Raw genomic sequence first — 25377 nt, 5'->3', positions numbered from 1 at the left:
GGCGAGCGCAGGCAGTTTTCGGACAAAGCCTTGGCTTCAGGAGGCGGTCGCGACAATGTGACGTTATAACTATTACCGAGGCTTCCGCGAACGCCAATAGCGAGAAATAGTGGGCTTTACGCTGACCCCGTGAACCAGAATCGACAAGGCAACCACCACCAGGGTCAGGTGTATCAATTCCAGCGCGACTTCCTCTGGCAGCCCGTGTTGGATGGCGTACATCAGATAGTACAGCGAGCCAATACCTCGAACGCCAAACCAGCCCACCAGGTGGCGCATACGCATGGGCGCCCGGCTTCCCAGCACGCCGAGATGCACGCTGACGGGGCGGACGACAAAAAACAGAAACGCCGCGAAACCCACGGCTCGCCAACTCCAGGAATCCCAGAAGAGCGAGCCACCGATCAGTAAAACCAGCACGATTTCTGCCAGCCGTTCGAGGTGCTCGTTGAATACCAGGGAGCTTTCGCTCACGTGCACGTGCGCTATGGCTTGCGGCTCACCCTCCAGGCGTGTCTCGACAGGTACCGAGTAACCTTGTTTGAGGCCGGCCAATTTCAATTCGGTATGGCGCAGAGCCACCGCTGCACTAAAAACGGCCAAGAAGCCCCAGGCATCCACTAACAGGCTGATTCCGTAGGCGAACGCGATCAGCCCCAGGCCGAGAAAGCTTTCCAGAAAGGCAGTGTCCACAATGCTGGTACGTATCTTGTTTACCAGCCAACCGACACCACCGCCCGCCAGGATACCGATGCCGATACCTGCACCGCTTGCCCAGAACACATCCACCGCCAGCCACCGCCAACCGGCGTCGCCAAGCTCGTGCAGACCCAGCAATCCCAGGCCGAGCATCACGAACGGGAAGGCGCTGCCGTCGTTCATTCCGGCCTCGCAGGTCAATGAAAAACGTAGTTCGTCAGTATCATCGGCGTGACGAACCTGCACCTCGGTCGCCAGTACCGGGTCGGTCGGTGCGACCACGGCACCCAGCAACACGGCGGCCCCAAGGGGCAAAGCAAGCCAGTAGTAGCCGAACAGCGTCACTAGTCCGACGGTAAGCGCCATCGAAACCACCGCCAGTTGCAGGGGAGTTCGCCATCGCTTCAGGGTGACCGGCGCCGGCATTTTTACGCCGGCGCAATACAATGAAATAAGCACGGCGATTTCGGTCAGGAGCTCCAACAAAGCCGACTCTTCCAGCGGATTGAAATGAAACAAGTCGAAGCCCATGGGCCCCACAATGAATCCGATAAGAAGATACACGATGGCAGAGGTGGCGGGCACGCTTTTGAGATAGGAGAAGGTAAAGCCCACTACCAGCAGCAGCGAACCGATCAAGATAAACCAGGTAGCGGTTGTCATAGATGACTCGGCAGGTGTGTATTCATTCGCCCAGTCACACGCGACCCGACAGGATCGAACCAGCGTAATCGCGCTCGTTCGTGAACTCGCCTCAACGCCCCTGCGCACCCCGGCGCAGCCAGTCATGCACGAAGGCGAGCTTACGGCGCGCGGCGTCCGACAGCACGAAGGGGTAGAGATCCGACAACCCCATGGAGCGGTTGACGTGGTTGACCCCCATAGCGAGGGAGGCCGCGACATGGATCAGGCGCTCGGCATCCGGTTCCGAATACGGGTCCCAGCCCGGGCTCGGCAGCTCTGGCGAGGACAGGCCCGCCGCGACGAAGCTGTCGGTAATATCGGTCAGGTGCAGCAGATGCGCGGCGGTCTCGGCCCAATCCTCGTGCGGATGTGCAGAGGCGTAGCTGGTCAGGAAGCGCAGCCTCCAGTCGGGCGGCGGACCGTCATGGTAGTGGCGCTGGAGCGCGGTGGGGTAATCCGCGCGTTCGTCGCCGAACATGGCGCGGAAGGCGTCGAGGAAGTCGGCGCGCAGGCTGAGCCGCCACCAGAGCATATGCGCGATCTCGTGGCGCATATGGCCGATCATGGTGCGGTAGGGCTCGTCCAGTGCCTGGCGGCGGGTTGCGCGCAGGACCGGGTCCGCTTCGGCCACGCTGATGGTCACCACGCCCGCGACATGCCCCATGAGCACAGGCGTCGGGCCCTCGGCGAGCAGGTGGAAAACGGGGCGCGTGCCCGGATCCTCCGGCCGGAACCAGTGCCAGCGGCCGAGATTGTCGAGCGCCCAGCGCTTGGCGGCCTCGGTCTGCGCCCAGTTGGGGATGGCGCCGGGGATGGCGGGATCCGGGGCCAGCGCCGTCATGGCGCAGGATCGACAGAAGGCGCCCTGTTCCGGGGCGATCCAGTTGCAGCCGATGACCTCCCGGTTGGCGCAGAAGGGCGGCATGGGCAAAAAGGCCCGCGCCTGCGGGTCGTAAGCCACGGGGGTGCCGTCGGCGGTGGCAAGGTTATCGAACCACAGCGAACCGGAACCGACCGGGTTGGTAAAGACGCGCATACAGTAGGGACTCCGTAACAACGACAGGGCACAGGGGCCGACAAGTCACGAATTCATACTTCGCTTCTCCAGGACGGGTGTCAAACCCTTTGCCGCGCCGACCGCGGAGGCTCACCCGGGCCGGCGAACGGCTCTCAGCTTCCCGCTGCCTCCGCCGCCGCAGAAGAACCGGTCGCCGCCATCGGACTCGAGCCCCGACACGCCCATCCCGGGCGGCATCTCGAGACTCTCCAGGACCTCTCCCGTGCGCGGATCGACTCGCCTCACATCGCTCGCGTCATCTTCCCAGGTGCCGTGCCAGAGCTCGCCATCGACCCAGGTAACCCCGGTGACGAAGCGGTTGGACTCGATGGTGCGAAGCACCGCCCCGGTTTGCGGATCGACCTGCTGGATCCTCCGGTCCGGATACTGCCCTACCCAGAGCGACCCTTCGGCCCACGCGAGCCCCGAGTTGCCGCCGCCGGGGGGTGCCGGAATCGTGGCGAGCACAGCGCCGGTGTCCGGATCGATCTTCTGGATGCGATCCTCGGCGATCTGAAACAGGTGCTGGCCGTCGAAGGCCGTGCCGGCCTGCGCGGCGACATCGATCGAGCGCAGCATCTGCTCGCTCGCCGGGTCGAAGGCGGTCAGCCTGTCGCCGGTGGCAAACCAGACGAGCTGACCGTCATAGGTGACCCCATGCACGCCGTCGACACCCGGAAAGGGCCCATATTCACTGATGATCTCGGCCGCTGAACGCTTCATGCTTCCCTCCTCATCACTCGGGATTGAGGCTTCCATGCTAGTCGCCCGGCAGGGGAGCGGGGAGTAACAAAGTCGTCGGGAATCCCGGCACGGGCGGGGTCATCCAGCGACGCGCTCGCCCGCCACCAAACGCCTGCGCCTTGCCCGCCGCCGCCAGCGCCTCCAGTGCCCGCTGCACCGTGCGCTGGCTGGTGCCAAGCGCCAGCGCCAGGGCCGAGCTCGACCACGACTCACCGTCGGCGAGCAAGGCGAGCACCGTCGCATGCTCATCGTCGACCGGCGGCGCCAGCACGACGACCTCGCCTGCCCCGTGCGGCGCCAGCGCGAACCCTCGTTTCGTCGCGCGCACCCCGGCCAGCGTCCCAAGCTCGGAGCGAAGCCGCCCCACTTCGACACGCAAGCGCGCGCGATACGACTCATCGGCGAGCCTGGCGCGGAATGCCCGTGCGACGAGCGTGCCCCGCGGTACGTCGCCGGGCCAGGCTTCGCCCAGCGCGCGGGCGAGCGCGAACAACACCGGACGCCTGGCGAGCGAGACCACCGTGCCGGCGTCACGCACGACATGACGACACGCGTCGACGACGAGCGCCCTCGAGGCCAGTAACGCTTCCACCTCCTCGAGCAGCAGGAGCCGCTCCTCGCCACGCACGATCAGCCGCGCCGCGGGCGTGTTCAGGGCGAGGGAGGCGCTTTCCACCTCGGCCGTCAGCGCCGGGATGACGGCGCGGCGCGCGGCGTGCCCGGCCCGAGCGACCGCGGCACGCGCCGGCTTCGTGCGGAGGCGTCGCATCGCGATCCCCGCGACGACCAGCTCGTGGGCGGCCCTCGCCGCGGGCGGGAGGGGCGCGGGGTCGAGGTCGGCGAGCCTGCGCTCGGCCTCGTCGAGGCGCCCGATCAGCAGCAGGCGCCGGACCTCGAGATACCGTGCATAGGCGGCGTTCACCCGGTCGCCATGCGCTTCGAGCGTCGCTCGCGCCGCGTCGAGCGTCTTCGCCGGCCAGCCGAGGTCGCGCGAGACGAGCGCGATCTCGGCCTCGGCGACGACACACCTTGCCCGGGCCACGGCCTCTTTCGGACCGAAGGCCCGCGCCGCACGTCGCAGGAGCGCCTTCGCGCGCACGAGATCGCCGAGCTGCGCCATCGCGATGCCGCGCAGCGCGAGCGCAGGCGCGTCGTCGCGCAAGGCGACCCGGTTCAGGGCGCCGAGGGGATCCCCCGCCGCCAGCGCACGCGCCGCGGCCGTGATCAACGCCTCCATCGGAATCCCGTCACACTTGCTGCTCCCAGCATTCGATGCCCGTTACTAGGCTTCGTACGAAAAGTCGACGAGCGATAGCCAGGGCTAGGCCCGTTCCCTACGGGCCCACGCATTTCCCACATCCGTGTGGGTCACAAGGCAAAAACCGACGACAAATCGTCAGGACAGACGATTTGGACTAGAGGGCACCTGGCCCCGGGCGCGAGCACGCCCCCGAGTGCACACACCGCGAGCGTCGGCTCCAGCCCGACGGGAGCGAGACCATAGGAGAAGAGAAAGTCGATCGAGGAGACCCTCGCGAGACGCCGTGGATCGACGACAGGGACAGCGCCATTCGGCCCGGCAAGCGGTCTGCTGCGGGACAGGCTTAGCCGAACAGCCCGTGGCGTCGCAGGCCAGCAAAGAAATGCTCGTTGCGAGCGGCGTCGGTATAAGGCTGCCAGTTCTGGCGGCTCTCGAGGAAACCGGGCCGCAGGCGCTCGGACCGATGGAGTGCGGTGCGCGCCTCTTCGGTACGGTCGAGGTGCGCGAGGCAGATGGCGAGTCGGAAATGCAGGTCTGGCTGATCCGGGCGGAGTTGAACCGCCTTGCGCGCCCAGCGCAAGGCGGTTTCGTATTCACCGACAGCGATGTGGGCGCGGGCCAGAAATCTCATGAAGTTGAACCGACGGGGATCGCGGGGATTGAGCCGAAGCGCATGCAGCATCTGCGCGATCCCTTCCGCCGTCTGGCCAATCAAATCCAGGCGGTTGCCAAGGGCCATGCGGGCAAAGGCGTTGCTCGGATTCAGCTCGATCGCAAGCTCGGTCTCGGCAATCGCCGCATCATAGTCCTCTACCCAGGTGTACGCCGTGCCGAGGACATGGTGTGCCGAGGAGGAGTTGGGATCGAGACTCACCGCCTCGCGTGCCGCCGCCACCCCCCGCGCAAGCGCCTCCTCTCGTGAAGCCGCCGTTTCGATATGGAAGAGGTCGCGAAGGTGTCCACTGGCGAGTCCCATGAATGCGTCGCTATAGGTGGGATCGAGCCGTAGCGCTTGCTCGAAGTCGGATCGCGCCCGCGCGTTGTCTTCGGCGGTAAAATGGTTCAGGAGAGACCAGCCCCTGAGGAAATAGTCCCAGGCGTTCCAGTCCTCCGTCCGCTTGGTAAGGATTCGACGAAGCTCGGCCTGCTGGAGTTCAGGCGCAACAGCCGCCACGATCTTCTCTGCCGCCTCCGCCTGCACCGCCAGGATATCGTGCAGATCCAGATCGAAGCGCTCCGCCCACAGGTAGCGCGCGGTTTCCACTTCGACCAGATGAGCGCTGATCCGCAGCTTCGTGCCCGAGCGGCGCACCGAGCCATCGACCAGGTAACGAGTGCCGAGTTCGGCAGCGATGCCGTGTAGGCCATTGCCCCGTTCGCGATAGCAGAAGGTCGAGCTGCTGGCGATCAGCGGGAAGCAGCGCCAGCCGGCAAGCGCCGTGATGATGTCCTCGCTCAGCCCATCCGCAAAGTAGGTTTGTGACGGATCGCCGCCGAGATGGGCGAACGGCAGCACTGCGACCGCCGGTCGCGCCAGCAGGGGCGCCTCAGCCGGCGGGGATGGCGACGCTGCCGGTTGGGCAGAACGTCCAGGGGCGGACGCAGGCAGTTCGCCCCGGCAGCGGCGGATCTCCTGATACAGCTGCTCCGTCTCGGGTTCCGGTCGGCTCCCCAGCTCGCGCTCTAACGCGGCGCGGCAGACGTGGTACTGCTCGAGCGCCGAGCCACGGCGGCCCCGTTCGAGATAGAGCCGTATCAAGCGCCGGTGAACGTGCTCCTGAAGCGGGTCGAGTTCGAGAAGACGAAGCGCCATATCGATGGCGGACTCGGTTCTGCCCACCTCCAGCCGATCGGCGAGCAGCCCCGAGAAGATGTCGAGCGCGCGCTCGTGCAACCGCATCCGCTCGATCATGGACCAGTCGGCAAAGGGGCCGTCGGCGAGATTCACCCCCTCGAGGAAGTCGCCGCGGTACAGCGCCGCGGCCCGTTCGCGCGCTTCTGGCGTGCCGGCCTCATGCAGCCGCTCGAACAGGTCGACGTCGACCTCAACGGCACTGGACTCCAGCACGAGTGCATCGCCTTGGCTGACAATGATCGCATCGCCCTGGTCCGCGAGCGCCCGACGCGCCAACTTGAGCGCCTGACGCAGGTTGCGGCGCGCCTCGGACTCGGCGCTGTCGGGCCAGAACATGGTGGCCAGCCCTTCGCGCCCTTGCGGTTGTCCCGGGTGCCGCGCGAGAAACGCGAGCAACGCTCGTGCTTTCCTCGTCGGGAACACAATGCTGGGCCCGGCACTCCTGTACACCCCGAAGCCGCCGAACAGCCTGACATACAACTCGGTCATGTGATCACCGCCTTGGGTCAGCACTCCCCGACAATTTTCACGATCCTGTCACGCCACTCAACCCCGTTCTCATCACGCCCGCTACCTAGACTTCACCATGCAGCAACCGCGAGAGTTCTGCATGTTACCCATCAGGAGGGTTTCGACATGATTACCACATCCAGAATCGTCCCTCTTCTTGCCGCTGGGGCGTTGACAGCTGTATCGGCTCTCGGCACTGCCTTTGCCGACGAGACACCCAAGCTCACGGAAATTCTGAAGTCCCCTCTCGCGATAGCGGATGGAAACGAAGTCATCGTGAGTCACGTCGACTATCCACCGGGTTTCACCTCGCCGGTGCACTACCATACGGGCCATGTAGTCGTTTACATCCTGGAGGGCTCGGGGGCCATGGAAGTCGACGGAGAAGTCCGCAACGGCGGGCCGGGCGACGTGATCGAGGAGCTTCCAGAGAAGGTGATGGTGATGCGCAATGAGAGCGAATCGGAATGGCTGCGCTTCGTCGTCTTCCAGGTTGGTCCCGAAGGAGCGCCTTTTATCGTCAAGACCGAATGACATGGCAACTTCGCACACGAGGCGAATAACGATGCACATGTCCGTTGGAGGGCTTCATCATGAGCATCAAGGATAGATAGGAAATACAAAATCACCGGATTACTGCTCAGGCATGCCGGCGAGACGGAGGCCTTCGAGGACGCGTTCGAATCCCGGGCCCATCCAGGAGTGGCTGGCGCGCTGCGTCTCGATCATGGTTCGGCCGCTGTAAGCCAGGGCCATGGATTTTTCAAGCGCGGCACGCGCCTCTTCCACGCGGCCGGTCAAGGCCAGGGCGGATGCCAAGGCAAAGTTCGCCGTTGGATCGTTGGGCGAACCGGCGATGGCACGGTTCAGTGCGGTGATGGCTTCCGTATCCTGTCCGTTGTGCAAATACGCGAGCCCCATGTAGGTAAATTTCGTGGACGGCCGGAACCTTGGATTCAGGCGCAGCGAGTGTCGAAAATGCGGCAGGGCTTCGGCCGGATTTCCCAACGCCATGTTCGTCAAGCCGGCACACACATAAGCACAGTCGTTGTTGGGATTTAGCGCCATGGCGGTGTTACACGAAACCAGGCCGCGTTCCGGCTGCCCGTTCCGGGCATACCCCACACCAGCCATCCAATGCCCTTCGGCGTCCTTCGGGTCGAGCGATACGGCCCGCTGTGCCGCTTCCAGGGACAAGTCTTTCGAGTTCGGCGCCGAAATGCCGGGGATGGGGCGCGTGCTCGCCACGAAATGGACGAACGCCAGCCCACTCCATGCCGAGGCGATACCGGGGTCGAGCTCCACGGCCTTGTCCAATAGCGCCTTGGCATCCTGAAAATCCTCGGCGCTCTCGGGGTTGAACAGCAGCACATTGCCTCGCAGCGCGTAGTCCCAGGCTTCGAGGCTTGCCGTCGGCCGTTGTCGCTGGCTATCCGCCTCTCGAAGCTCGGCCTTCAGCGCCGCGGCGATCTGCCCCGTCACGTTGTCCTGCACCGAAAACACATCCGTCAAGGCGCGGTCGTAACGGTCCGACCAGACGTGACTACGGGTCTGGCCATCGATGAGCTGGGCATTGATGCGGACCTGGTCGCCGGCTCGACGGACGCTCCCTTCGAGGACGTAACGAACCCCCAGGTCGGCGGCCACGTTCTTCACGTCCACCGCCTTTCCCTTGAAGGTGAATGAGGTACGACGCGCGATGACAAAAGCATCTCGGATGCGTGACAGGTCCGTAATCAGGTCTTCCGTGAAGCCGTCGGCGAAATATTCCTGGTCGGGATCACCGGAGAGATTATCGAACGGCAGGACGACAATAGAGGGTTTGGCCGGCAGCGGCAGCGAGGTCTCGGTAATCTCGCTGTCATCCAGCCACCACACGGCACCCAGCCCCCCCAGCATGAGGACCAGGATAGCCGGCCCCACCCAGACCCAGGCACGGCGAAGGGCCGACGCCTGGGGCGCCATGACCGGGGCGTCGGCTTCGTCGTCCGCTTCGAGACAGTCGGTCTCGGCCACGAACTGAAAGCCCCGCTTGGGATAGGTCCGCAGGAACCGCTGCTGCGCGCGATCGTCGCCCAGCGCCCTGCGAACCGCGCGGATGCGCGTGTTGAGTGCGGCGTCGGAGACGACGCGCCCCTGCCAGATCTCGTCGATCAGCTCGTCCTTGGAGACGATGCGGTCCCGGTTCTCGACAAGATACGTCAGCAGGCTCAAGACCTGGGGCTCAAGCGGGACAGGTTGGCCGGAATCGAGCAGTCTGGCCGCATCCGGATCGAACACAAACCTTTCGAATCGATAGATCATGCCTGACACCGGGGTTCGCCATGCAACTTCATGAAAAAAACAGCAAAATTCATACGCTCTTCAAGCGGAATGCTCTCCTCCGGAATATCCTTAACTCTAGCCATGGACAGCGTGGATCCGGACGGTTATTCCGTCCCTTGGCTTCAGACTGTTTGCAACGAACCTAAGGGAGATGCGCTCATGAACATCAAGATATCTCTGATCGGAATACCGGCTTTCGTCGTGCTGGCAAGCACTTCGCTCAGCGCGGCAGCGGGAACCGACATGGAGGAGGCGCTTAACAACGGCGCCCAGCAACTCACCGCAGACGAAATTGCCGAGCGCGTGGCCGGAAAGACGGTGACGTATCTTCTTCCAGACAAGAAGGAAGTCCAGGTCCACTATGGTGCCGAGAACGCCGCGTCCGGCAGGATGGTCGGCGGAGACTGGTCCGATACCGGCTATTACGGCATCACGAACAGCGATCGCATCTGCATCTCGTGGAGCGAGTCGGACGAGGGCCGGCTGCGGTGCTTCAGCGTTCTCGTCGTTGACGACGTCGTCAAGAAATTCCATCCGGACGGCCGCTTCGCCATGGAAGCCGTGGAATTCGAGGATGGCAATATCCTCTGATCGGTCGCCCACGCCGGCTGCACTTCAGCAGGCTGTCGCAAGACAGCCTGCTATTCGGCGCCTGGCCGCCGCGGTCACGCCATCAACGGCTTGGCGATTGTAGATCGTAATAACTTTATGACCGATGGGCGGCTTCAGGACTCAACCACGCTACCGCCCTCGGGGATCGCGACATGCGGTGCCGTCGTCCCCGGCAGCAGCCCCCCGCGCCGCCAGTCGGCGGCAAGACGCCTAGTACGCATACGTGTTCTTACACTCCCAGCCTAATCAAACATCCTGCGGCTTGCGCAGGCGAATCTGGAGCGCCGTGACGTCAAGGCGACCCGGTTCAGGGCGCCGAGGGAATCCCCGCCGCCGGCGCACGCGCGGCGGCCGTGATCAACGTCTCCATCGGAATCCCGTCACACTTGTTACTCCCAGCGTTCGATGCTCGTTACTAACCTATCTCACGAACCCCTAACCGACACGTCGTAGCGAGAACGGAATGCACGACACTCATCCTGACACTGGGGGCCAAGGGAGGACAGAACGATGACGACACACCTGACCGGGACACGGGAGGAGTGGCTGGCGGCCCGGCTCGAGCTGCTCGAGGCCGAGAAGGCACTGACGCGGCGCAGCGACGAGCTGGCGCGGTGGCGACAGGAGCTGCCCTGGGTGCGGATCGACAAGGCGTACCGCTTCGAGACCGACGAGGGGAGTGTCTCGCTGGCGGACCTCTTCCGCGGGCGCTCGCAGCTCCTCGTCTACCACTTCATGTTCGGGCCCGACTACACGGCGGGCTGCCCCGCCTGCTCGGCGATCGCCGACGGCTTCGACGGCTGCGTCGTCCACCTGGCCAACCACGACGTCACGCTCTGCGCGGTGTCGCGGGCGCCGCTCGCGAAGCTGCAGGCGTACCAGCGGCGCATGGGCTGGACCTTCCCCTGGGCGTCCTCGCTCGGCAGCGACTTCAACGCCGACTTCAACGTCTGGTTCACCGAAGCGCAACAGCGCGAGGGAGGTATCGAATACAACTACCGGCGCGAGGCGGCATTGCCGTTGCGCGGCGAAGACCCGTCTGCCGCCGAGATACCCTCGCGCTCGACACCGGACGGGGCCACTACCTTCGCTGCCATGAGCGGAACCGACACGGCCACCTACACGCGCGAGAGGCCGGGCATGAGCGCGTTCGCGCTGGAGGATGGCGTCGTCTACCACACCTACTCCACCTATGCGCGCGGACTGGACGGCCTCTGGGGCATGTACCAGTGGCTCGACCGCGCACCACGCGGACGCAACGAGACGGGCGTCTGGTGGCGTCGCCACGACGAGTACGACAACCGCTGAGCCAGGGCGCGGTGTTGGTGGTGCAACCGGTGGAGGGAGATCTTGCGAGGCTGGGTTGCCGAGCGGGCTTGCCAGCGAGCCTGCTGCGGTGCATCGGCGCTGGACTTCGCTGCCAGCGTGGAGGTGGCGATCGTCTGGTGCGCGACTACGGCCGGAGCGGCGTCATCGACAACACCTTCGCCACGTCGATGCTGCAGCGCGGCTTCGACAAATCGTCTATCCTGATGATTTGTCGCTGATTTTTCCTTGTGACCCACACGGATGTGGGAAATGCGTGGGCCCGTAGGGAACGGGCCTAGCCCTGGCCATCGCTCGCCGACTTTTCGGACAAAGCCTTGTGTCTCTCCGGGCTTGGCAGCGGCCCCTATTTCGCCGCTCTGCCGAAGGCCCAGAAGTGGCGCGAGGCGCTGGCCGTTCACCCCTCGGTCCGCGAGGCCGACGCTCCAGGCTACAACGACCGCCTGCGCCGCTTCATGCAGAACAAGGGAGGCGTGCTGGCGCAGCTGGATGAGGTGGCAGTGTGAAACGAAAGCTCGCTCACTCCATTGATCTTGCGCCTCAGTTCACTGAAACGCTGCGTTCCAGATTCCAGCGCGATCAACGCCAGGATGCCCCAGCGGCTCGTGACGTGCTGCAGCAATTCACGGGCAGAGCAGGTCGCGGCCATCACATTACCGCGTCGCAGCTTTTCCGACGCATAGTAAATCTGTTTGCAGGCGCGGTTCTGGTTGTCCAGTGGCGCCCTACAACTACTACAAGTCGCCTACCATCCAATGCCCCGGTTGGTCGTTCGACGTTACGATACTTTTCCTAACTGTCAACCCTTTGAGGTTCACTCTATCTCCCATTCAGCCGGAAATGAGGGTCTGTCCCTCATTTCCTTATGTATGCGCATCGCTGCATACATAGTTCGTGTCCTGGCTCATGCCATCAACGCCCTGTGGCTGTGCTCCAGCTGACGCTGGGCCTCGGCCAGCGAGTGGGTTTTGCCGCTCCAAGGCAAACGCTCGCCTGCGCGGTGGATGTGGTACTCGACCTGGCCTCGGCCCTCGTCGTCCAGGATCTCGTAGCGGTGGATCTCGTCGCCGAACTCGTTGCACCACCAGTCGGCGGGGATCTTGATCCAGTACATGGCGATCACCTCCACAGGCGCATCAGCGCCAGGATTCTCCAGTTCACGACAGCGCGCTTGCGCGCGGCTTTGATCTAGTCTGCTCGGCGGACTTCACGCGGCCCCACAGCGCCTTGCTCCGGAGCGCCTCATCGACCGGTGGCGCGTACTGCGGCAAGAACAGCTGGCGATTTCGCGGACATTTCCCGGCTTGGTCCGGGCGCGGTCGCCGAGGAATCGACCCACCATCGCAGCCTGTTGCTTCTCGAGGGTCGTCCCATGACGCGCTCACCTGTTCCGGCCGTCCCGCCCCCGACTGCCGGGGCTCATCGCCCTGGTCCTGATGCTCTCGCGCAGCCCCTGTGCGATCCGGCCATGGCCCTCGGTCGCCACGCCCGGCGCATCCTGGTCCCCGGGACGTCGCTGCTGGGCGAATACTCAGGAGCCCTGGATACCGAAGGTGCCGCACTTATTGCTTGAATTCAGGATTTCCGATCTCAGGGCACGCTACCGCCAGGCAGTACCACATGACGCCGCCTCCTCGACCATTGCGACATGTACTGTTTCTATTTGGAGACATATGCATCCCGCAACGAAACATCAAGTAACATAAGTTTACCAAAGATACCTCCATGTTGCGTAATCGAATGCTGAGGAAAAAGTCGTAGGGGCTTGGTGCGTAAAGGCTGGCAGAGAGCTACCGCTGGGTGTGCTGCCCTTCGCCTGACCAAACGGCCTTCTGGACACCGTTGCCATGATCGGCCATCAGCCGGTCGCGCGCTAAAGCGTCCTCCTGCACGACCGTTGCCCACTGTCTGGATGCAGTGGTGGGGGACACACTCGGGGCTTGAAGTGTTTCTCTCCATTGATGCGCTGGCGTACCCGCGAGGTTTCGTAGTAGATCAGCTCGCGGGTGCGGTGCTGGTTGCACGGGGGCTCGGGCAGGGCGTGCCAGGGGGGGATGGTGAGTTGGCGGGCCAGGCGGTCGCGAGCATCGGTGCCGATGTCGACATCGTTGCCTGATGGCGGCGGATGGCTGGTACGAGCGGTTGGCGGTTGATGGCGAACCGCCGTGGTTCGAGGGAATCTGGGCCGCGCGGGTGGATGGAGAGAGTGACGCCCCGCCACTGCATGCCGGTAGTCGGCGTCATCGCTGGGCCCTAGGGATGGTAGTTTATGTCTTTCGGATGAGTTGCCCCGGCCACGAGCCGGGGCTTTTCTTGTTCGTCACACGTTGACGTGAGCACCTATGATGGACAACCAAGCGTCGTCGATCTGCTGGCTCGCCCAGTCCAGGGCGCAGCCCCAAGCCACGTGCTCGTCGAACGTGGCGGCCAGTGGCGGCATGGGGTGAGTCTTCGGCTCTGGCGACTCGTCCAGATGCCAGCTCATGGTTGCAAGCCACTCCCTCGTGACAGGGTCTCGCGCGAGTAACAGCTCGACCTCAGTTGAGCGAAATGAAAATTCGCAGCGCTTCACGCTCATGGCACACCCCCTATGGTCGACCTCGGCAGAGTAGCGGCATCGGTGCGGGCTGGGGAGGCGCCATCACATCATTCCGTGTCAGCCATTGCCGACAGCTGCCCGTCGTCAAAATCTGACGACGGGCAGCTCGCACGTCCACCTGCGCGGGAAATGAGGGTCTGTCCCTCATTCTCCGGAAGTGGCGCGAGGCGCTGGCCGTTCACCCCTCGGTCCGCGAGGCCGTCGCTCCAGGCTACAACGACCGCCTGCGCCGCTTCATGCAGAACAAGGGAGGCGTACTGGCGCAGCTGGATGAGGTGGCAGTGTGAAACGAAAGTGACCGGGAGACACCGGGGCTCCAGGCTCCGGCGATCCGCTCGGTTTCCAGCTCGATGACTGCAGTAGGCAACGCAACCTATCGGACGAAGGGCGAAGATCGAGGATCATTGGCTAGGCAGATTATCCCCGAGCCACTCGGCGAGGTGCCAGCCATTCTTTCGTTCGCACTGGCTGAGCAGTCCCCGAAAGTAGCGTAGTGCACGATCGCGCGTTTCCGAACGTGGAATGAGCGGGCCTAAACGATCCGCCAGGTCATCAAACAATGCGGAGACAGAGAGGTCCAGCGCTTGCATCTTTCACCGTGTGATCGTCTCCATATCAATCACATGCATTGCAGCTTATTCAGATACGACTATAGTACGAGACTCTGTGTGGAAACCCGCACACCGCAACACCTGTCCCGTGCGGGATTCCAGCCCACCCTCGCCCATCATGCTTCGACCAAGGTCGAATGACTCTATCGCAACCATATGAAATGCCAGATATTTCAATATGAAGGCATGACCATTGCGGAGCAATGGGGGTTGATGCCACCCCGGCCTGGCTCACGGCAGGTCCCGCAACCGGTGACCATATGTCGCCGCGAGAAAAAGCGAATGAGGTAAAGCACATGGCAGACGATTTGCGCGACAGCGCCTTGCAGTACCATCGATTCCCCCGCCCCGGCAAGCTGGCGATCCAGGCGATCAAGCCCATGGCCAGCCAGCGGGATCTGTCGCTGGCCTATTCGCCCGGGGTGGCCGCGGCCTGCGAGGAGATCGAACGTGACCCCCTGCAGGCGGCCGAGTACACCGCCCGTGGCAATCTGGTTGCCGTGGTCAGCAACGGCACGGCGGTGCTGGGGCTGGGTAGCATCGGCGCCCTGGCTTCCAAGCCAGTGATGGAAGGCAAGGCCGTGCTGTTCAAGAAGTTCGCCGACGTGGACGTGTTCGACATCGAGATCGAGGAGCGCGACCCGGACAAGCTGATCGAGATCGTCGCCGGCCTGGAAGCCACCTTCGGCGGCATCAACCTGGAAGACATCAAGGCACCGGAATGCTTCGAGATCGAGCGGCGCCTGCGCGAGCGGATGAAGATCCCGGTCTTCCACGACGACCAGCACGGTACCGCCATCGTCTCGGCGGCCGCCCTGCTCAACGGCCTGCGGGTGGTGGGCAAGAAGCTCGGCGACATCCGCCTGGTCTGCAACGGCGCGGGCGCGGCGGCCTTGGCCTGTCTGGATCTGGCGGTGGCCCTGGGGGTACGCAAGGACAACATCCTGGTTTGCGACCGCAGCGGCGTGATCCACACCGACCGTACCGAGGACATGGATCCCTACAAGGCGCGCTACGCGGCTCGGACCGAGGCCCGCACCCTGACCGATGCCGTCAACGGGGCCGACGTGTTCTTCGGTCTCTCGGCCGGGGGCGCCCTCAAACCGGAGATGGTGGCGACCATGGCCGATCGCCCATTGATCCTGGCCATGGCCAACCCCATCCCGGAAATCATGCCGGAGGACGCCAAGGCGGTACGCCCGGATGCGGTGATCGCCACCGGACGCTCGGACTACCCCAACCAGGTCAACAACGTCCTGTGCTTCCCGTTCATCTTCCGGGGCGCCCTGGACTGCGGCGCCACCACCATCAACGAGGAGATGAAACTGGCCACCGTCAAGGCCATCGCCGACATGGCGACCACCACGGTGCCGGAAACGGTGGCGGTGGCCTATGGCGGACAGGCGCTGACCTTCGGCCCGGAGTACATTCTGCCCAAACCCTTCGACCCGCGCCTGATCGACACCATCCCGCCGGCGGTGGCCAAGGCCGCCATGGACAGCGGTGTGGCCGCTCGCCCCATCGCGGACCTGAATGCGTATACCCGCTCGCTGTCACGACTGGTATACCGCTCCGGCAATGTGATGGAGCCGGTGTTCGAGCGGGCTCGACAGAATCCGCTACGCTTGCTGTACGCCGAAGGCGAGGATGAGCGCATCCTTCGCGCCATGGAGGTCTGCATCAGTCAGCGATATGCCAAACCCGTACTGATCGGCCGCCGTGCGGTAGTCGAGGCACGCATCGAGGAATTGGGCCTGCCGGTGAAGCCCGGCGTCGATTTCGAGCTGATCGACGCCCAGGACTATCCCGGCTACGCCGAACTGGCCAGCGAGTACCACAAGCTGATGGGACGGCGCGGTGTACAGCCGGAGGCCGCCGAGAAGCGAGTACGGAGCCGGGCCACCATCCTGGCCTCGTTGCTGCTGCGCCGGGGCGATGTGGACGCCATGATCGCCGGCCCGGTGGGCACCTACCGCGAGCACCTGGGCTTGGTGCTGGACGTCATCGGCCTGCGCGAGGGCGTCAGCACGGCTGCCGCCCTGCAACTGCTGATCCTCGAACGGACCACACTGTTCATTGCCGATCCCTTCGTCAATTACGATCCCGATGCCGGTCAGATCGCCGAGATCACCCTGCTGGCCGCGGAGCAGATTCGCCGCTTCGGCATCACGCCCCGCGCCGCCCTGGTCTCCCACTCGAATTTCGGCAGTTCCGACTTCGACAGTGCAGGGAAGATGCGCCAGGCACTGGCGCTGATCCGGGAACGCGCACCGGATCTGGTGGTGGACGGGGAAATGCAAGCCGACTCGGCGCTGTCCACCGGCGTGCGCGGGCGCATCCTGCCCGATTCGCTTCTCGACGGCGAGGCCAATCTGTTGATCATGCCCAACCTGGACGCGGCGAACATCACCTTTTCCGCTCTGAAGGTACTGGGCAACGGTGTGTCCGTGGGGCCCATCCTGCTGGGGGCCGCCAAGCCGGTTCATGTGCTCAACCGCACGGTCACCGCGCGGGGTATCGCCAACATGAGCGCCTTCGCCGTGGTCGAGGCACAGACCGATCAATAACTACAATAATTCCGACCCAACCAAGGGAGACGATCCATGGCATTCGACAACTACAACGACTTCGATCCACAGGAAACCCGGGAGTGGCAGGAAGCCGTCGACGTGGTAGTGGAGCGGGTGGGCCCCGAGCGAGCCACCTACCTGCTGCACAAGGCGGTGGAAGAAGCCTACGGGGCCGGCGCCGAGCCGCCGGACACCACCCGCACGCCGTATGTGAACACCATCCCACCCCACAAGGAGGCCAAGCTGCCCGGCGACGCGGCCTTGCTACAGCGGCTGACCGCCTATCTGCGCTGGAACGCCATGGCCATGGTGGTGCGCGCCAACAAGAAACCTGCCGAGCCCGGGGGGCATATCGCCAGCTACCAGTCCTCGGCGGTGATGTACGAGGTGGGGTTCAATCACTTCTGGCATGCCCCCAGCGATAATCATGGCGGAGACATCATCTACGTACAGGGCCATTGCGCTCCGGGTATCTACGCACGGGCGTTTCTGGAGGGACGGCTCACCGAGGAGCAGCTGGAGAACTTCCGCCTGGAAGTGGACGGCAAGGGGCTCTCCTCCTATCCCCACCCCTATCTGATGCCCGACTTCTGGCAGGTCTCCACCGTGTCCATGGGTCTGGCGCCGATCATGGCCATCTATCAGGCACGCTTCATGAAGTACCTCCAGCATCGGGGGCTGGCCGACACCGAAGGTCGAAAGGTCTGGGCGTTTCTGGGCGACGGCGAGATGGACGAGCCCCAGTCCCAGGGTGCCATCGCCCTGGCCAACCGGGAGAAGCTGGACAATCTGATCTTCGTGATCAACTGCAATCTGCAGCGTCTGGACGGCCCGGTGCGGGGCAACAGCAAGATCGTCCAGGAACTGGAAGGCAACTTCCGGGGCGCGGGGTGGAACGTCATCAAGTGCCTGTGGGGTTCGGGCTGGGACGAACTGCTGGCCAAGGACACCAAGGGGCTGTTGCGCAAGCGCATGGAGGAATGCGTCGACGGCGAGTATCAGAACTTCAAGGTCAAGGGCGGCGGCTATATCCGCGAGCATTTCTTCGGCAAGTATCCGGAGCTCAAGGAAATGGTCGCCCACATGTCGGACGACGACATCTACTACAAGCTGGTCCGTGGTGGCCACGACCCGCAGAAGGTCTATGCGGCCTATCACGCGGCGGTCAACACCAAGGACAAGCCCTCGGTGTTGCTGATGAAGACCGTCAAGGGCTACGGCATGGGCGAAGGCGGCGAGGGCCAGAACATCACCCACCAGAAGAAGAAACTGGGCGAGGATCACCTCAGGCACTTTCACAAGCGCTTCGACCTGCCCTTCAGTGACGAACAGGTCACCAGGGCGGAGTTCTTCAAGCCCCCCGAAGACAGCGCCGAGATGCAATTCCTGCACGAGCAGCGCAAGGCGCTGGGCGGCTACCTGCCCCAGCGCCGGCGCAACGGCGATGTGCTCAAGGCGCCTCCCCTGGACATGTTCAAGCAGGTGCTGGCGGACACCGGTGAGCGCACCATGTCCACCACCATGGCCATGGTGCGCATCATGGTATCCCTGGCCCGGGACAAGACCCTGGGGCCGCGGCTGACCCCGATCGTCGCCGACGAGTCACGCACCTTCGGCATGGAGGGCATGTTCCGGCAGATCGGTATCTACGCCCCCGAAGGGCAGAAATACGTGCCCATGGACGCCGAGGAGATCATGCCCTACCGGGAGGACCAGAAAGGCCAGATCCTGCAGGAAGGCATCAACGAGGACGGGGCCATGTCGTCGTGGATCGCCGTGGCCACGTCGTACAGCAACCACGGGGTCACCATGATCCCGTTCTACGTCTACTACTCCATGTTCGGCTTCCAGCGCATCGGCGATCTGGCCTGGGCAGCCGGCGACATGCTGGCGCGAGGTTTCCTGATCGGCGGCACCTCGGGGCGCACCACCCTGAACGGCGAGGGCTTGCAGCACCAGGACGGGCACAGCCAGCTGTTCGCCCAGTTCATCCCCAACTGCATCGCCTATGACCCCACCTTCCACTACGAGGTGGCGGTGATCGTGCGCGATGGCCTCAAGCGCATGTACGAGGACCAGGAGAACGTCTTCTACTACATCACCACGCTGAATGAGAACTACCATCATCCGGCGCTGCCCGAAGGCGCCGAGGACGGCATCATCAAGGGCATGTACTCATTCAGCAAGGCAAAGGGCAAGGGGCCGCGGGTACAGCTGCTGGGCTGTGGCAGCATCCTCAACGAGGTGATTGCCGCGGTGGACCTGCTGCGCGACGACTGGGGCGTGGCGGCCGACGTCTGGAGTTGCCCGAGCTTCAATGAACTGGCCCGTGACGGCCACGCCGTCAAGCGCTGGAACCGGCTGCATCCCGGGAAGAGAGCGCGCAAGAGCCATGTCGAAGCGTGCCTGGAAGGCACCGAAGGGCCGGTCATCGCCTCCACCGACTACATCCGGATGTTCGCCGAACAGATTCGCCCCTTCGTGCCGCGGCGTTACGAGGTACTGGGTACCGACGGCTTCGGCCGCTCCGACAGCCGCCAGGCCCTGCGCCGCCACTTCGAGGTGGATCGTCATTACGTCACCGTGGCCGCGCTGCAAGCCCTGGTCGACGAGGGCAAGCTCAAGAGCGGCAAGGTCCGGGACGCCATCGCCAAATACGGCATCGACCCCGAAAAGCCCAACCCCCTGTACGCCTGAGCCGGAGGAGAAGAAAAGTGGCCATCCAAGAAATCAAGGTACCGGACATCGGCGATTTCACCGATGTCCCGATCATCGAAATCCACGTCCAGGCCGGCGACAGCGTCCAGATCGAGGATCCGCTGATCACCGTGGAGTCCGACAAGGCATCGATGGACGTGCCCGCGCCCGCCGCGGGCACGGTCAAGGAGGTCAAGGTCAAGGTCGGCGACACGGTCTCCGAGGGGTCGACGATTCTGATGCTGGAGGCGGAGGGTGAATCCCCCTCCCCCCCTGCCTCCTCTCCCGCCGGGGGAGAGGAAGCACCGACACCGTCCGGTGGCGGGGTCGAGGAGATCAAGGTCCCCGACATCGGCGACTTCAGCGATGTGCCGATCATCGAGGTCCATGTCCAGGCCGGTGACGGCGTCCAGGCCGAGGACCCGCTGATCACCGTGGAGTCCGACAAGGCCTCGATGGACGTGCCCGCGCCCAAGGCCGGCACCGTCAAGGAGGTCAAGGTCAAGGTCGGCGACAAGGTTTCCGAGGGCAGCCTGGTGCTGCTGCTGGAGAGCGAGGCGGGAGAAGGAGAAAAGACCGCGGCTCTCACCGGGGAAGAAGAGAAGAAACCGCAACCGGCGGCTGCCCCCTCCACCGCACCTTCGACCGGCCAGATTGCGGATTTCAGCCGGGTTCACGCCAGTCCCTCGGCTCGCCGCGTGGCCCGCGAACTGGAGGTGGACCTGAACCTGGTGCCGCCGACCGGCCTCAAGGGCCGGGTCACCAAGGAGGACATCCAGAGCTTCGCCAAGGGCGGCGCCCCGGCGGCGCAACCGGCGGCTGCGGCCCCGTCCGGTGGAGAAGGCATGGATCTGCTGCCCTGGCCCAAGGTCGACTTCGGCAAGTTCGGTCCGGTGGAGACCAAGCCGCTGTCGCGCATCAAGAAGATCTCCGGTGCCAATCTGCATCGCAACTGGGTGAGGATTCCCCACGTCACCAACCACGACGAGGCCGACATCACCGACCTGGAAGCCTTCCGGGTGCAGTTCAACAAGGATAACGAGAAGTCGGGTATCCGGATCAGCATGCTGGCGTTCATGATCAAGGCCGCGGTCGCCTCCTTGAAGCAGTTCCCCGAGTTCAATGCCTCGCTGGAAGGCGACAATCTGATCCTCAAGCAGTATTACCACATCGGATTCGCCGCCGACACGCCCAACGGCCTGGTGGTGCCGGTGATCCGCGATGCGGACCAGAAAGGCGTGATCGAGATCGCCCAGGAAATGGGTGCGCTGGCCAAGCTGGCCCGCGACGGCAAGCTCAAGCCCGATCAGATGCAGGGCGGCTGTTTCACCATCTCCTCGCTGGGCGGGATCGGCGGGCTGTATTTCACGCCCATCATCAATGCCCCTGAAGTGGCCATCATGGGCGTGTGTCGCTCCTACTGGAAGCAGGTCTCGCCGGACGGCAAGCAGTCGGCGTGGCGGTTCATGCTGCCGCTGTCGCTGTCCTGGGATCACCGGGTGATCGATGGCGCCGCCGCGGCCCGTTTCAACGTCCATTTCGCCAACCTGCTCGCCGACATGCGGCGCATCATCATGTAAGGAATCGACGACATGGCCAATGCAATCGAAGTCAAGGTGCCCGACATCGGGGATTTCAAGGACGTCGAGATCATCGAGGTGCTGGTCAAACCGGGCGATGCGATCGACATCGAAACCCCGCTGATCACCCTGGAGACCGACAAGGCCTCCATGGACGTGCCGTCCCCGATATCGGGCACGGTCGGAGAGCTCAAGGTCAAGGAGGGTGACAAGGTCTCCGAGGGTTCGACCATTCTGATGCTGGAACCGGCCGAGACCGGATCCCGGGTGGCGGACCACGAACCGCATCCGGCGGTCCATGAAAAAGGGGTTGGCTCAGCGGCGCCCGGCGATGCAGGCGGTGGTTATGGCGGCGGCAGCCTGGAAGAGGTTCGGGTGCCGGACATCGGCGATTTCGGCGATGTTCCTATCATCGAAGTGCTGGTTCGCGCGGGCGATACGATCGGTGCCGAGGACCCGCTGATCACCGTGGAATCCGACAAGGCCTCGATGGACGTGCCCGCACCCAAGGCCGGCAAGGTCACCGAGGTGCTGGTGTCAGTCGGCGACAAGGTCTCGCAAGGCTCGGCGATTCTGATACTGGAAGCGGAGGGGAAATCCCCCGCATCCCAGCCTTCTTCCGCGCAGGGAGCGGGAGAGAAGGCGGCCACCGCGCCCGCCCCGAAGGCGGCCACCCATACCGGCGGGGCCGACCTCGAGTGCGAGATGCTGGTGCTGGGCGCCGGCCCGGGCGGCTATTCGGCCGCCTTCCGGGCCGCCGACCTGGGGATGAAGACCGTGCTGGTGGAACGCTATGCCAACCTCGGCGGGGTGTGCCTGAACGTCGGCTGCATCCCCTCCAAGGCGCTGCTGCATGTCGCGGCGGTCACCGACGCGGCCACTGCCATGGCCGATCACGGCATTGCCTTCGGCAAGCCGAAAATCGATCTCGACAAGCTGCGCGGCTGGAAGGAAAAGGTCGTCGGCAAGCTCACCGGGGGGTTGGCCGGTATGGCCAAGGCACGCAAGGTCGACGTTGTCCGCGGGTTCGGCAAATTCCTCGACCCGCATCACCTGGAAGTCGCCCTGACCAGCGGCGACGGCCAGGAGCAGACCGGCGACAAGCAGGTGGTGAAGTTCGACAAGTGCATCATCGCCGCCGGTTCGCAGTCGGTGAAACTGCCCTTCATTCCCGACGATCCCCGGGTGGTCGATTCCACCGGCGCGCTGGAACTCACGTCCATCCCGAAGCGCATGCTGGTCATCGGCGGCGGCATCATCGGCCTGGAGATGGCCACGGTCTACTCCACCCTGGGCACCCGCATCGACGTGGTCGAGATGCTCGACGGGCTGATGACCGGTGCCGACCGCGACCTGGTCAAGGTCTGGGAAAAGGTCAACCAGCCACGCTTCGACAAGGTGATGCTCAAGACCAGGACCACCGCCGTCAAAGCCCAGAAGAGCGGCCTCAAGGTCAGCTTCGAGGGCGACAACGCCCCCGCTGAGCCACAGATGTACGACATGATCCTGCAATCGGTCGGGCGCAGCCCCAACGGCAACAAGATCGGTGCCGAAAACGCCGGCGTGGCGGTCGACGAACGCGGTTTCATCGCCACCGACAAGCAGATGCGCACCAACGTCGGGCATATCTTCGCCATCGGCGACATCATCGGCCAGCCGATGCTGGCCCACAAGGCGGTTCACGAGGCCCATGTTGCCGCCGAGGCCGCCGCCGGACAGAAGAGCTTCTTCGATGCCCGCCAGATTCCCTCGGTGGCCTACACCGACCCGGAAATCGCCTGGGCCGGCAAGACCGAGACCGAATGCAAGGCCGAGGGCATCAAGTACGGCAAGGCGATTTTCCCCTGGGCGGCCAGCGGTCGGGCGATCGCCAACGGCCGCGACGAGGGCTTCACCAAGCTGCTGTTCGACGAGGAGACCCATCGCATCATCGGCGGCGCCATCGTCGGCACCCAGGCGGGGGATCTGATCAGCGAACTGTGTCTGGCCGTCGAGATGGGCTGCGACCCGGTGGACATCGGCAAGACCATCCACCCGCATCCGACCCTGGGCGAATCGGTCGGCATGGCCGCCGAACTGTTCGAAGGCGTGTGTACCGATCTGCCGCCGCAGAAGAAGCGATAGGGTGACTTCCATCGGGCTGCGGCGGTCGATGCGCCAGGATGACGTGGGGCCTGCGCGCCTTCGGGTTGCTCATGGCGCTGGTGGTCTGGACCGCGATGGGTTTCGCCGAGGGACTGTCGTCGGACGCGCGCTAGGTCGCGCCGATCGCCACCCTGATGGCAATCTGGTGGATGACCGAGGCGGTGCCGCGACGGGCTCTTGCCCGGTACGATGCAGCACCGCCCGGTTGTCCCGCTGGCGACCCGGCTGGCGGACGCGTGCAATCATCGAATGGCCACGCACAGAAGGCGACCGCGGCTATTATTGCTCGGCGCCCTCCTCGGCCCGGCCTTCTCCTTCTCCGCCTTCTCCTTCTCCTTCCGTTTCGGCCGCCTCTTCGTTCTCTTCCTGGCGCATCTCGGGCGGAATCATCGCCTCGGACACCTCGAGCCCCTGCTCCCGGTAATAGCGCACCGCTCCCGGGTGGAACCAGATCACATCGTTCTTCTCCATGTGCTCCGGCCGGGTCTCGGCCGCTGCGGGGTGGATCTCCTGCATGGCGTCGTTGTCCTCGAGCACCAGCGCCATGAGTTCATGGACGAAGCCCTCATCGAGGTCCTTGTGGCCGATGGCGAAATTCCAGAAGGCCACCGAGGCCTGGGGGGCATCCATCGACGCATAGGTGTCGGCAGGGATCTCGTAGGGAGTCACCGGAAAGGCGTCCACCAGGGTCGCCTGCTGTTCCTCGGTCAGGCCGAACATCCGTACCTCCTGGCGACTCTCCACATGCTCGAAGGCCTTGATAGGCAGGCCGGCACAGAAGGCGAAGGCATCGCTGAGGCCGCCGAGCACGTAATCCGCCAGCAGGCTGGCGCCGGCATACTGCAGGCGGACATCCTCAACCCCCAGCTCATCGAAGAACCGCTCCCAATAGGTGGCGCAGGTGCCGCCCATGGGCCCCACCCCGACACGGGCCCCACTCAGGTCATCGATGTTTTCGATGCCTGAATCGGCCTGGGTGACTACGTGGAAGGGGGTCCGGTACATGGGAAAGAGGGCACGCACGTTGCGCATCTTCTCACCATCGGCGAACTCGGCCTCGCCTTCCCAAAGCTCCCTTGCCGGCCCCAGGGTGACAAAGCCCAGCTCCGCTTCACCCGTGTGGACCAGGATCATGTTGTGGTAGGGCCCGCCGGTGGCACGTGTATCGGCGAGCAAGTCGAGTTCATCGGTGATGCGCGCGGACAGGCCGTGGCCGTAGATATGGTAGGTGCCGCCGATGGAGGCAGTAGCCACTCTGATCCGTTCCGGCCAGTCCGCACGCTCCTGGGCCATGGCCATGGAGCCCCAGATCAGCAGGCCACCGGCCGCGACAAGGGTAGGAAGGCAGAAAAAGCGTTCGTCAGTCATGGCATGTCTCTCGACCGAGGTGGTGTGGATCACTTCCTTCCACAAACCTAGCTGATTATCCAGGAGCCTGTCGGACTTAACGCTGATCTACTGCGAGAGCCGGTCTTTCGGCCAACTTCATTCGATCTGATTCGTTAAATAGCGGGCTATTCGCCTCATCAGATCGATGAACTTGTCTCGAAATCCGACTCTCTCGCGACGATCGGTCAAATCCGACAGGCTCCTAGCCGGGTGCCGCAGCATCGGAACCGCGCCACCACATCGAGTATTGCCAATTAGGTATCGGCCCTTTTCTCCCAGCGCACCAGGACTTTCCCGAGATCATCCGCGCGGCGCCCCGGGCCTGCACTTCTATACCCCCAACTATACCCTCAACCAGGCCAAACCGACCCTGAAGGTCCTCGACAATATCAGCGGCTGACACGCCGCCGGGAATGACATGAAGGAAAAAGGGCCCCGCCAACGATGGCGGGGCCCTTCTGCTGATGCCGGGACGGCATGAGGTCAGCTGGAGGTGGCCGGTTTGGCACCGCCGCCGTGGCTGCCGCGCTGGAGCATGAACAGCCCGCCACCGATGGCCAGTCCCGCGACGTCGGTGTAGATGCCACCATAGATCATGAACATGGCGCCGAGGAGCATCACCAGGCGCATCCACACCTTGACCGGCCCGAAGAACCAGGCCTGGACGGTGGCGGCCAGCAGCACGATCCCCAGGGTGGCGGTCACCCCGACGC

At 64.1% G+C, this 25377-nt stretch carries 18 protein-coding genes and 1 pseudogene; 8 read left to right on the top strand and 11 right to left on the bottom strand.

Features of this window, described 5'->3' with window-relative positions:
- Positions 1-72: 72 nt before the first annotated feature.
- The 5 genes from MKP05_RS05165 to MKP05_RS05145 form a co-directional block, all read right to left on the bottom strand.
- Entirely contained in the window at positions 73-1362 is a 1290-nt protein-coding gene (locus MKP05_RS05165; protein WP_240567334.1) for a cation:proton antiporter, read from the bottom strand.
- A 91-nt stretch (positions 1363-1453) separates the two neighbouring features.
- Complete coding sequence (locus MKP05_RS05160; protein ID WP_110283512.1) at positions 1454-2419, bottom strand: zinc-binding metallopeptidase family protein; 966 nt, start codon at positions 2417-2419, stop codon at positions 1454-1456.
- 111 nt (positions 2420-2530) lie between these two features.
- Entirely contained in the window at positions 2531-3163 is a 633-nt protein-coding gene (locus tag MKP05_RS05155; RefSeq protein WP_240567333.1) for a Vgb family protein, read from the bottom strand.
- A 37-nt stretch (positions 3164-3200) separates the two neighbouring features.
- The gene (locus MKP05_RS05150; RefSeq protein WP_240567332.1) at positions 3201-4421 is read right to left on the bottom strand and encodes a helix-turn-helix domain-containing protein; all 1221 of its coding nucleotides are present in this window, start codon (positions 4419-4421) and stop codon (positions 3201-3203) included.
- Positions 4422-4788: 367 nt separating this feature from the next.
- Positions 4789-6789, bottom strand: coding sequence for a BTAD domain-containing putative transcriptional regulator (locus MKP05_RS05145; RefSeq protein ID WP_240567331.1), 2001 nt, complete (start codon positions 6787-6789; stop codon positions 4789-4791).
- 147 nt (positions 6790-6936) lie between these two features.
- On the opposite strand from MKP05_RS05145, the gene MKP05_RS05140 reads away from it, so the two are divergent.
- Positions 6937-7344 (top strand): cupin domain-containing protein, encoded by a 408-nt coding sequence (locus MKP05_RS05140; RefSeq protein ID WP_240567330.1) that lies wholly within the window; start codon positions 6937-6939, stop codon positions 7342-7344.
- Between the two features lie 99 nt (positions 7345-7443).
- On the opposite strand, the gene MKP05_RS05135 is transcribed toward MKP05_RS05140, so the two are convergent.
- Positions 7444-9114 carry a winged helix-turn-helix domain-containing tetratricopeptide repeat protein gene (locus MKP05_RS05135; protein WP_240567329.1) on the bottom strand — a complete coding sequence of 557 codons (1671 nt, stop codon included), beginning with the start codon at positions 9112-9114 and terminating at the stop codon, positions 7444-7446.
- A 180-nt stretch (positions 9115-9294) separates the two neighbouring features.
- On the opposite strand from MKP05_RS05135, the gene MKP05_RS05130 reads away from it, so the two are divergent.
- The 3 genes from MKP05_RS05130 to MKP05_RS05120 all read left to right on the top strand — a co-directional run bounded on the left by MKP05_RS05130 (position 9295) and on the right by MKP05_RS05120 (position 11579).
- Positions 9295-9726 (top strand): hypothetical protein, encoded by a 432-nt coding sequence (locus MKP05_RS05130; protein WP_240567328.1) that lies wholly within the window; start codon positions 9295-9297, stop codon positions 9724-9726.
- Between the two features lie 531 nt (positions 9727-10257).
- Positions 10258-11055, top strand: coding sequence for a DUF899 domain-containing protein (locus MKP05_RS05125; protein WP_240567327.1), 798 nt, complete (start codon positions 10258-10260; stop codon positions 11053-11055).
- 335 nt (positions 11056-11390) lie between these two features.
- Positions 11391-11579, top strand: coding sequence for a hypothetical protein (locus MKP05_RS05120; RefSeq protein WP_240567466.1), 189 nt, complete (start codon positions 11391-11393; stop codon positions 11577-11579).
- Here MKP05_RS05120 and MKP05_RS05115 read toward each other — a convergent pair.
- From MKP05_RS05115 to MKP05_RS05105, 3 genes are all read right to left on the bottom strand, one after another.
- The gene (locus MKP05_RS05115; protein WP_240567326.1) at positions 11504-11722 is read right to left on the bottom strand and encodes a winged helix-turn-helix transcriptional regulator; all 219 of its coding nucleotides are present in this window, start codon (positions 11720-11722) and stop codon (positions 11504-11506) included. The genes MKP05_RS05120 and MKP05_RS05115 overlap by 76 nt on opposite strands.
- Positions 11723-11977: 255 nt before the next feature.
- Complete coding sequence (locus tag MKP05_RS05110; protein WP_240567325.1) at positions 11978-12187, bottom strand: hypothetical protein; 210 nt, start codon at positions 12185-12187, stop codon at positions 11978-11980.
- A gap of 1206 nt (positions 12188-13393) precedes the next feature.
- Entirely contained in the window at positions 13394-13651 is a 258-nt protein-coding gene (locus MKP05_RS05105; protein ID WP_240567324.1) for a hypothetical protein, read from the bottom strand.
- 928 nt (positions 13652-14579) lie between these two features.
- On the opposite strand from MKP05_RS05105, the gene MKP05_RS21865 reads away from it, so the two are divergent.
- The 4 genes from MKP05_RS21865 to lpdA are packed head-to-tail and all read left to right on the top strand — an operon-like array spanning position 14580 to position 23254.
- Complete coding sequence (locus MKP05_RS21865) at positions 14580-16850, top strand: NADP-dependent malic enzyme (protein ID WP_240567323.1); 2271 nt, start codon at positions 14580-14582, stop codon at positions 16848-16850.
- Positions 16851-16886: 36 nt separating this feature from the next.
- A complete protein-coding gene (gene aceE, locus MKP05_RS05095) occupies positions 16887-19550 on the top strand; it encodes a pyruvate dehydrogenase (acetyl-transferring), homodimeric type (protein WP_240567322.1) in 2664 nt (887 codons plus the stop codon).
- Positions 19551-19567: 17 nt separating this feature from the next.
- Complete coding sequence (gene aceF / locus MKP05_RS05090) at positions 19568-21130, top strand: dihydrolipoyllysine-residue acetyltransferase (RefSeq protein ID WP_240567321.1); 1563 nt, start codon at positions 19568-19570, stop codon at positions 21128-21130.
- Between the two features lie 12 nt (positions 21131-21142).
- On the top strand, positions 21143-23254 hold the full coding sequence (gene lpdA, locus MKP05_RS05080) for a dihydrolipoyl dehydrogenase (protein WP_369127976.1): 2112 nt from the start codon (positions 21143-21145) through the stop codon (positions 23252-23254).
- A gap of 300 nt (positions 23255-23554) precedes the next feature.
- On the opposite strand, the gene MKP05_RS05075 is transcribed toward lpdA, so the two are convergent.
- Complete coding sequence (locus MKP05_RS05075) at positions 23555-24643, bottom strand: TAXI family TRAP transporter solute-binding subunit (RefSeq protein WP_240567320.1); 1089 nt, start codon at positions 24641-24643, stop codon at positions 23555-23557.
- 504 nt (positions 24644-25147) lie between these two features.
- Positions 25148-25377, bottom strand: a pseudogene (locus tag MKP05_RS05070) (TRAP transporter permease); the annotation flags it as partial.

It is taken from the genome of Halomonas flagellata, from assembly GCF_022487945.1.
GTDB classification, from domain to species: domain Bacteria; phylum Pseudomonadota; class Gammaproteobacteria; order Pseudomonadales; family Halomonadaceae; genus Halomonas; species Halomonas flagellata.
The sequence above is the reverse complement of the archived record's forward strand: the minus strand, read 5'-3'. Positions and strand labels throughout refer to the sequence as shown.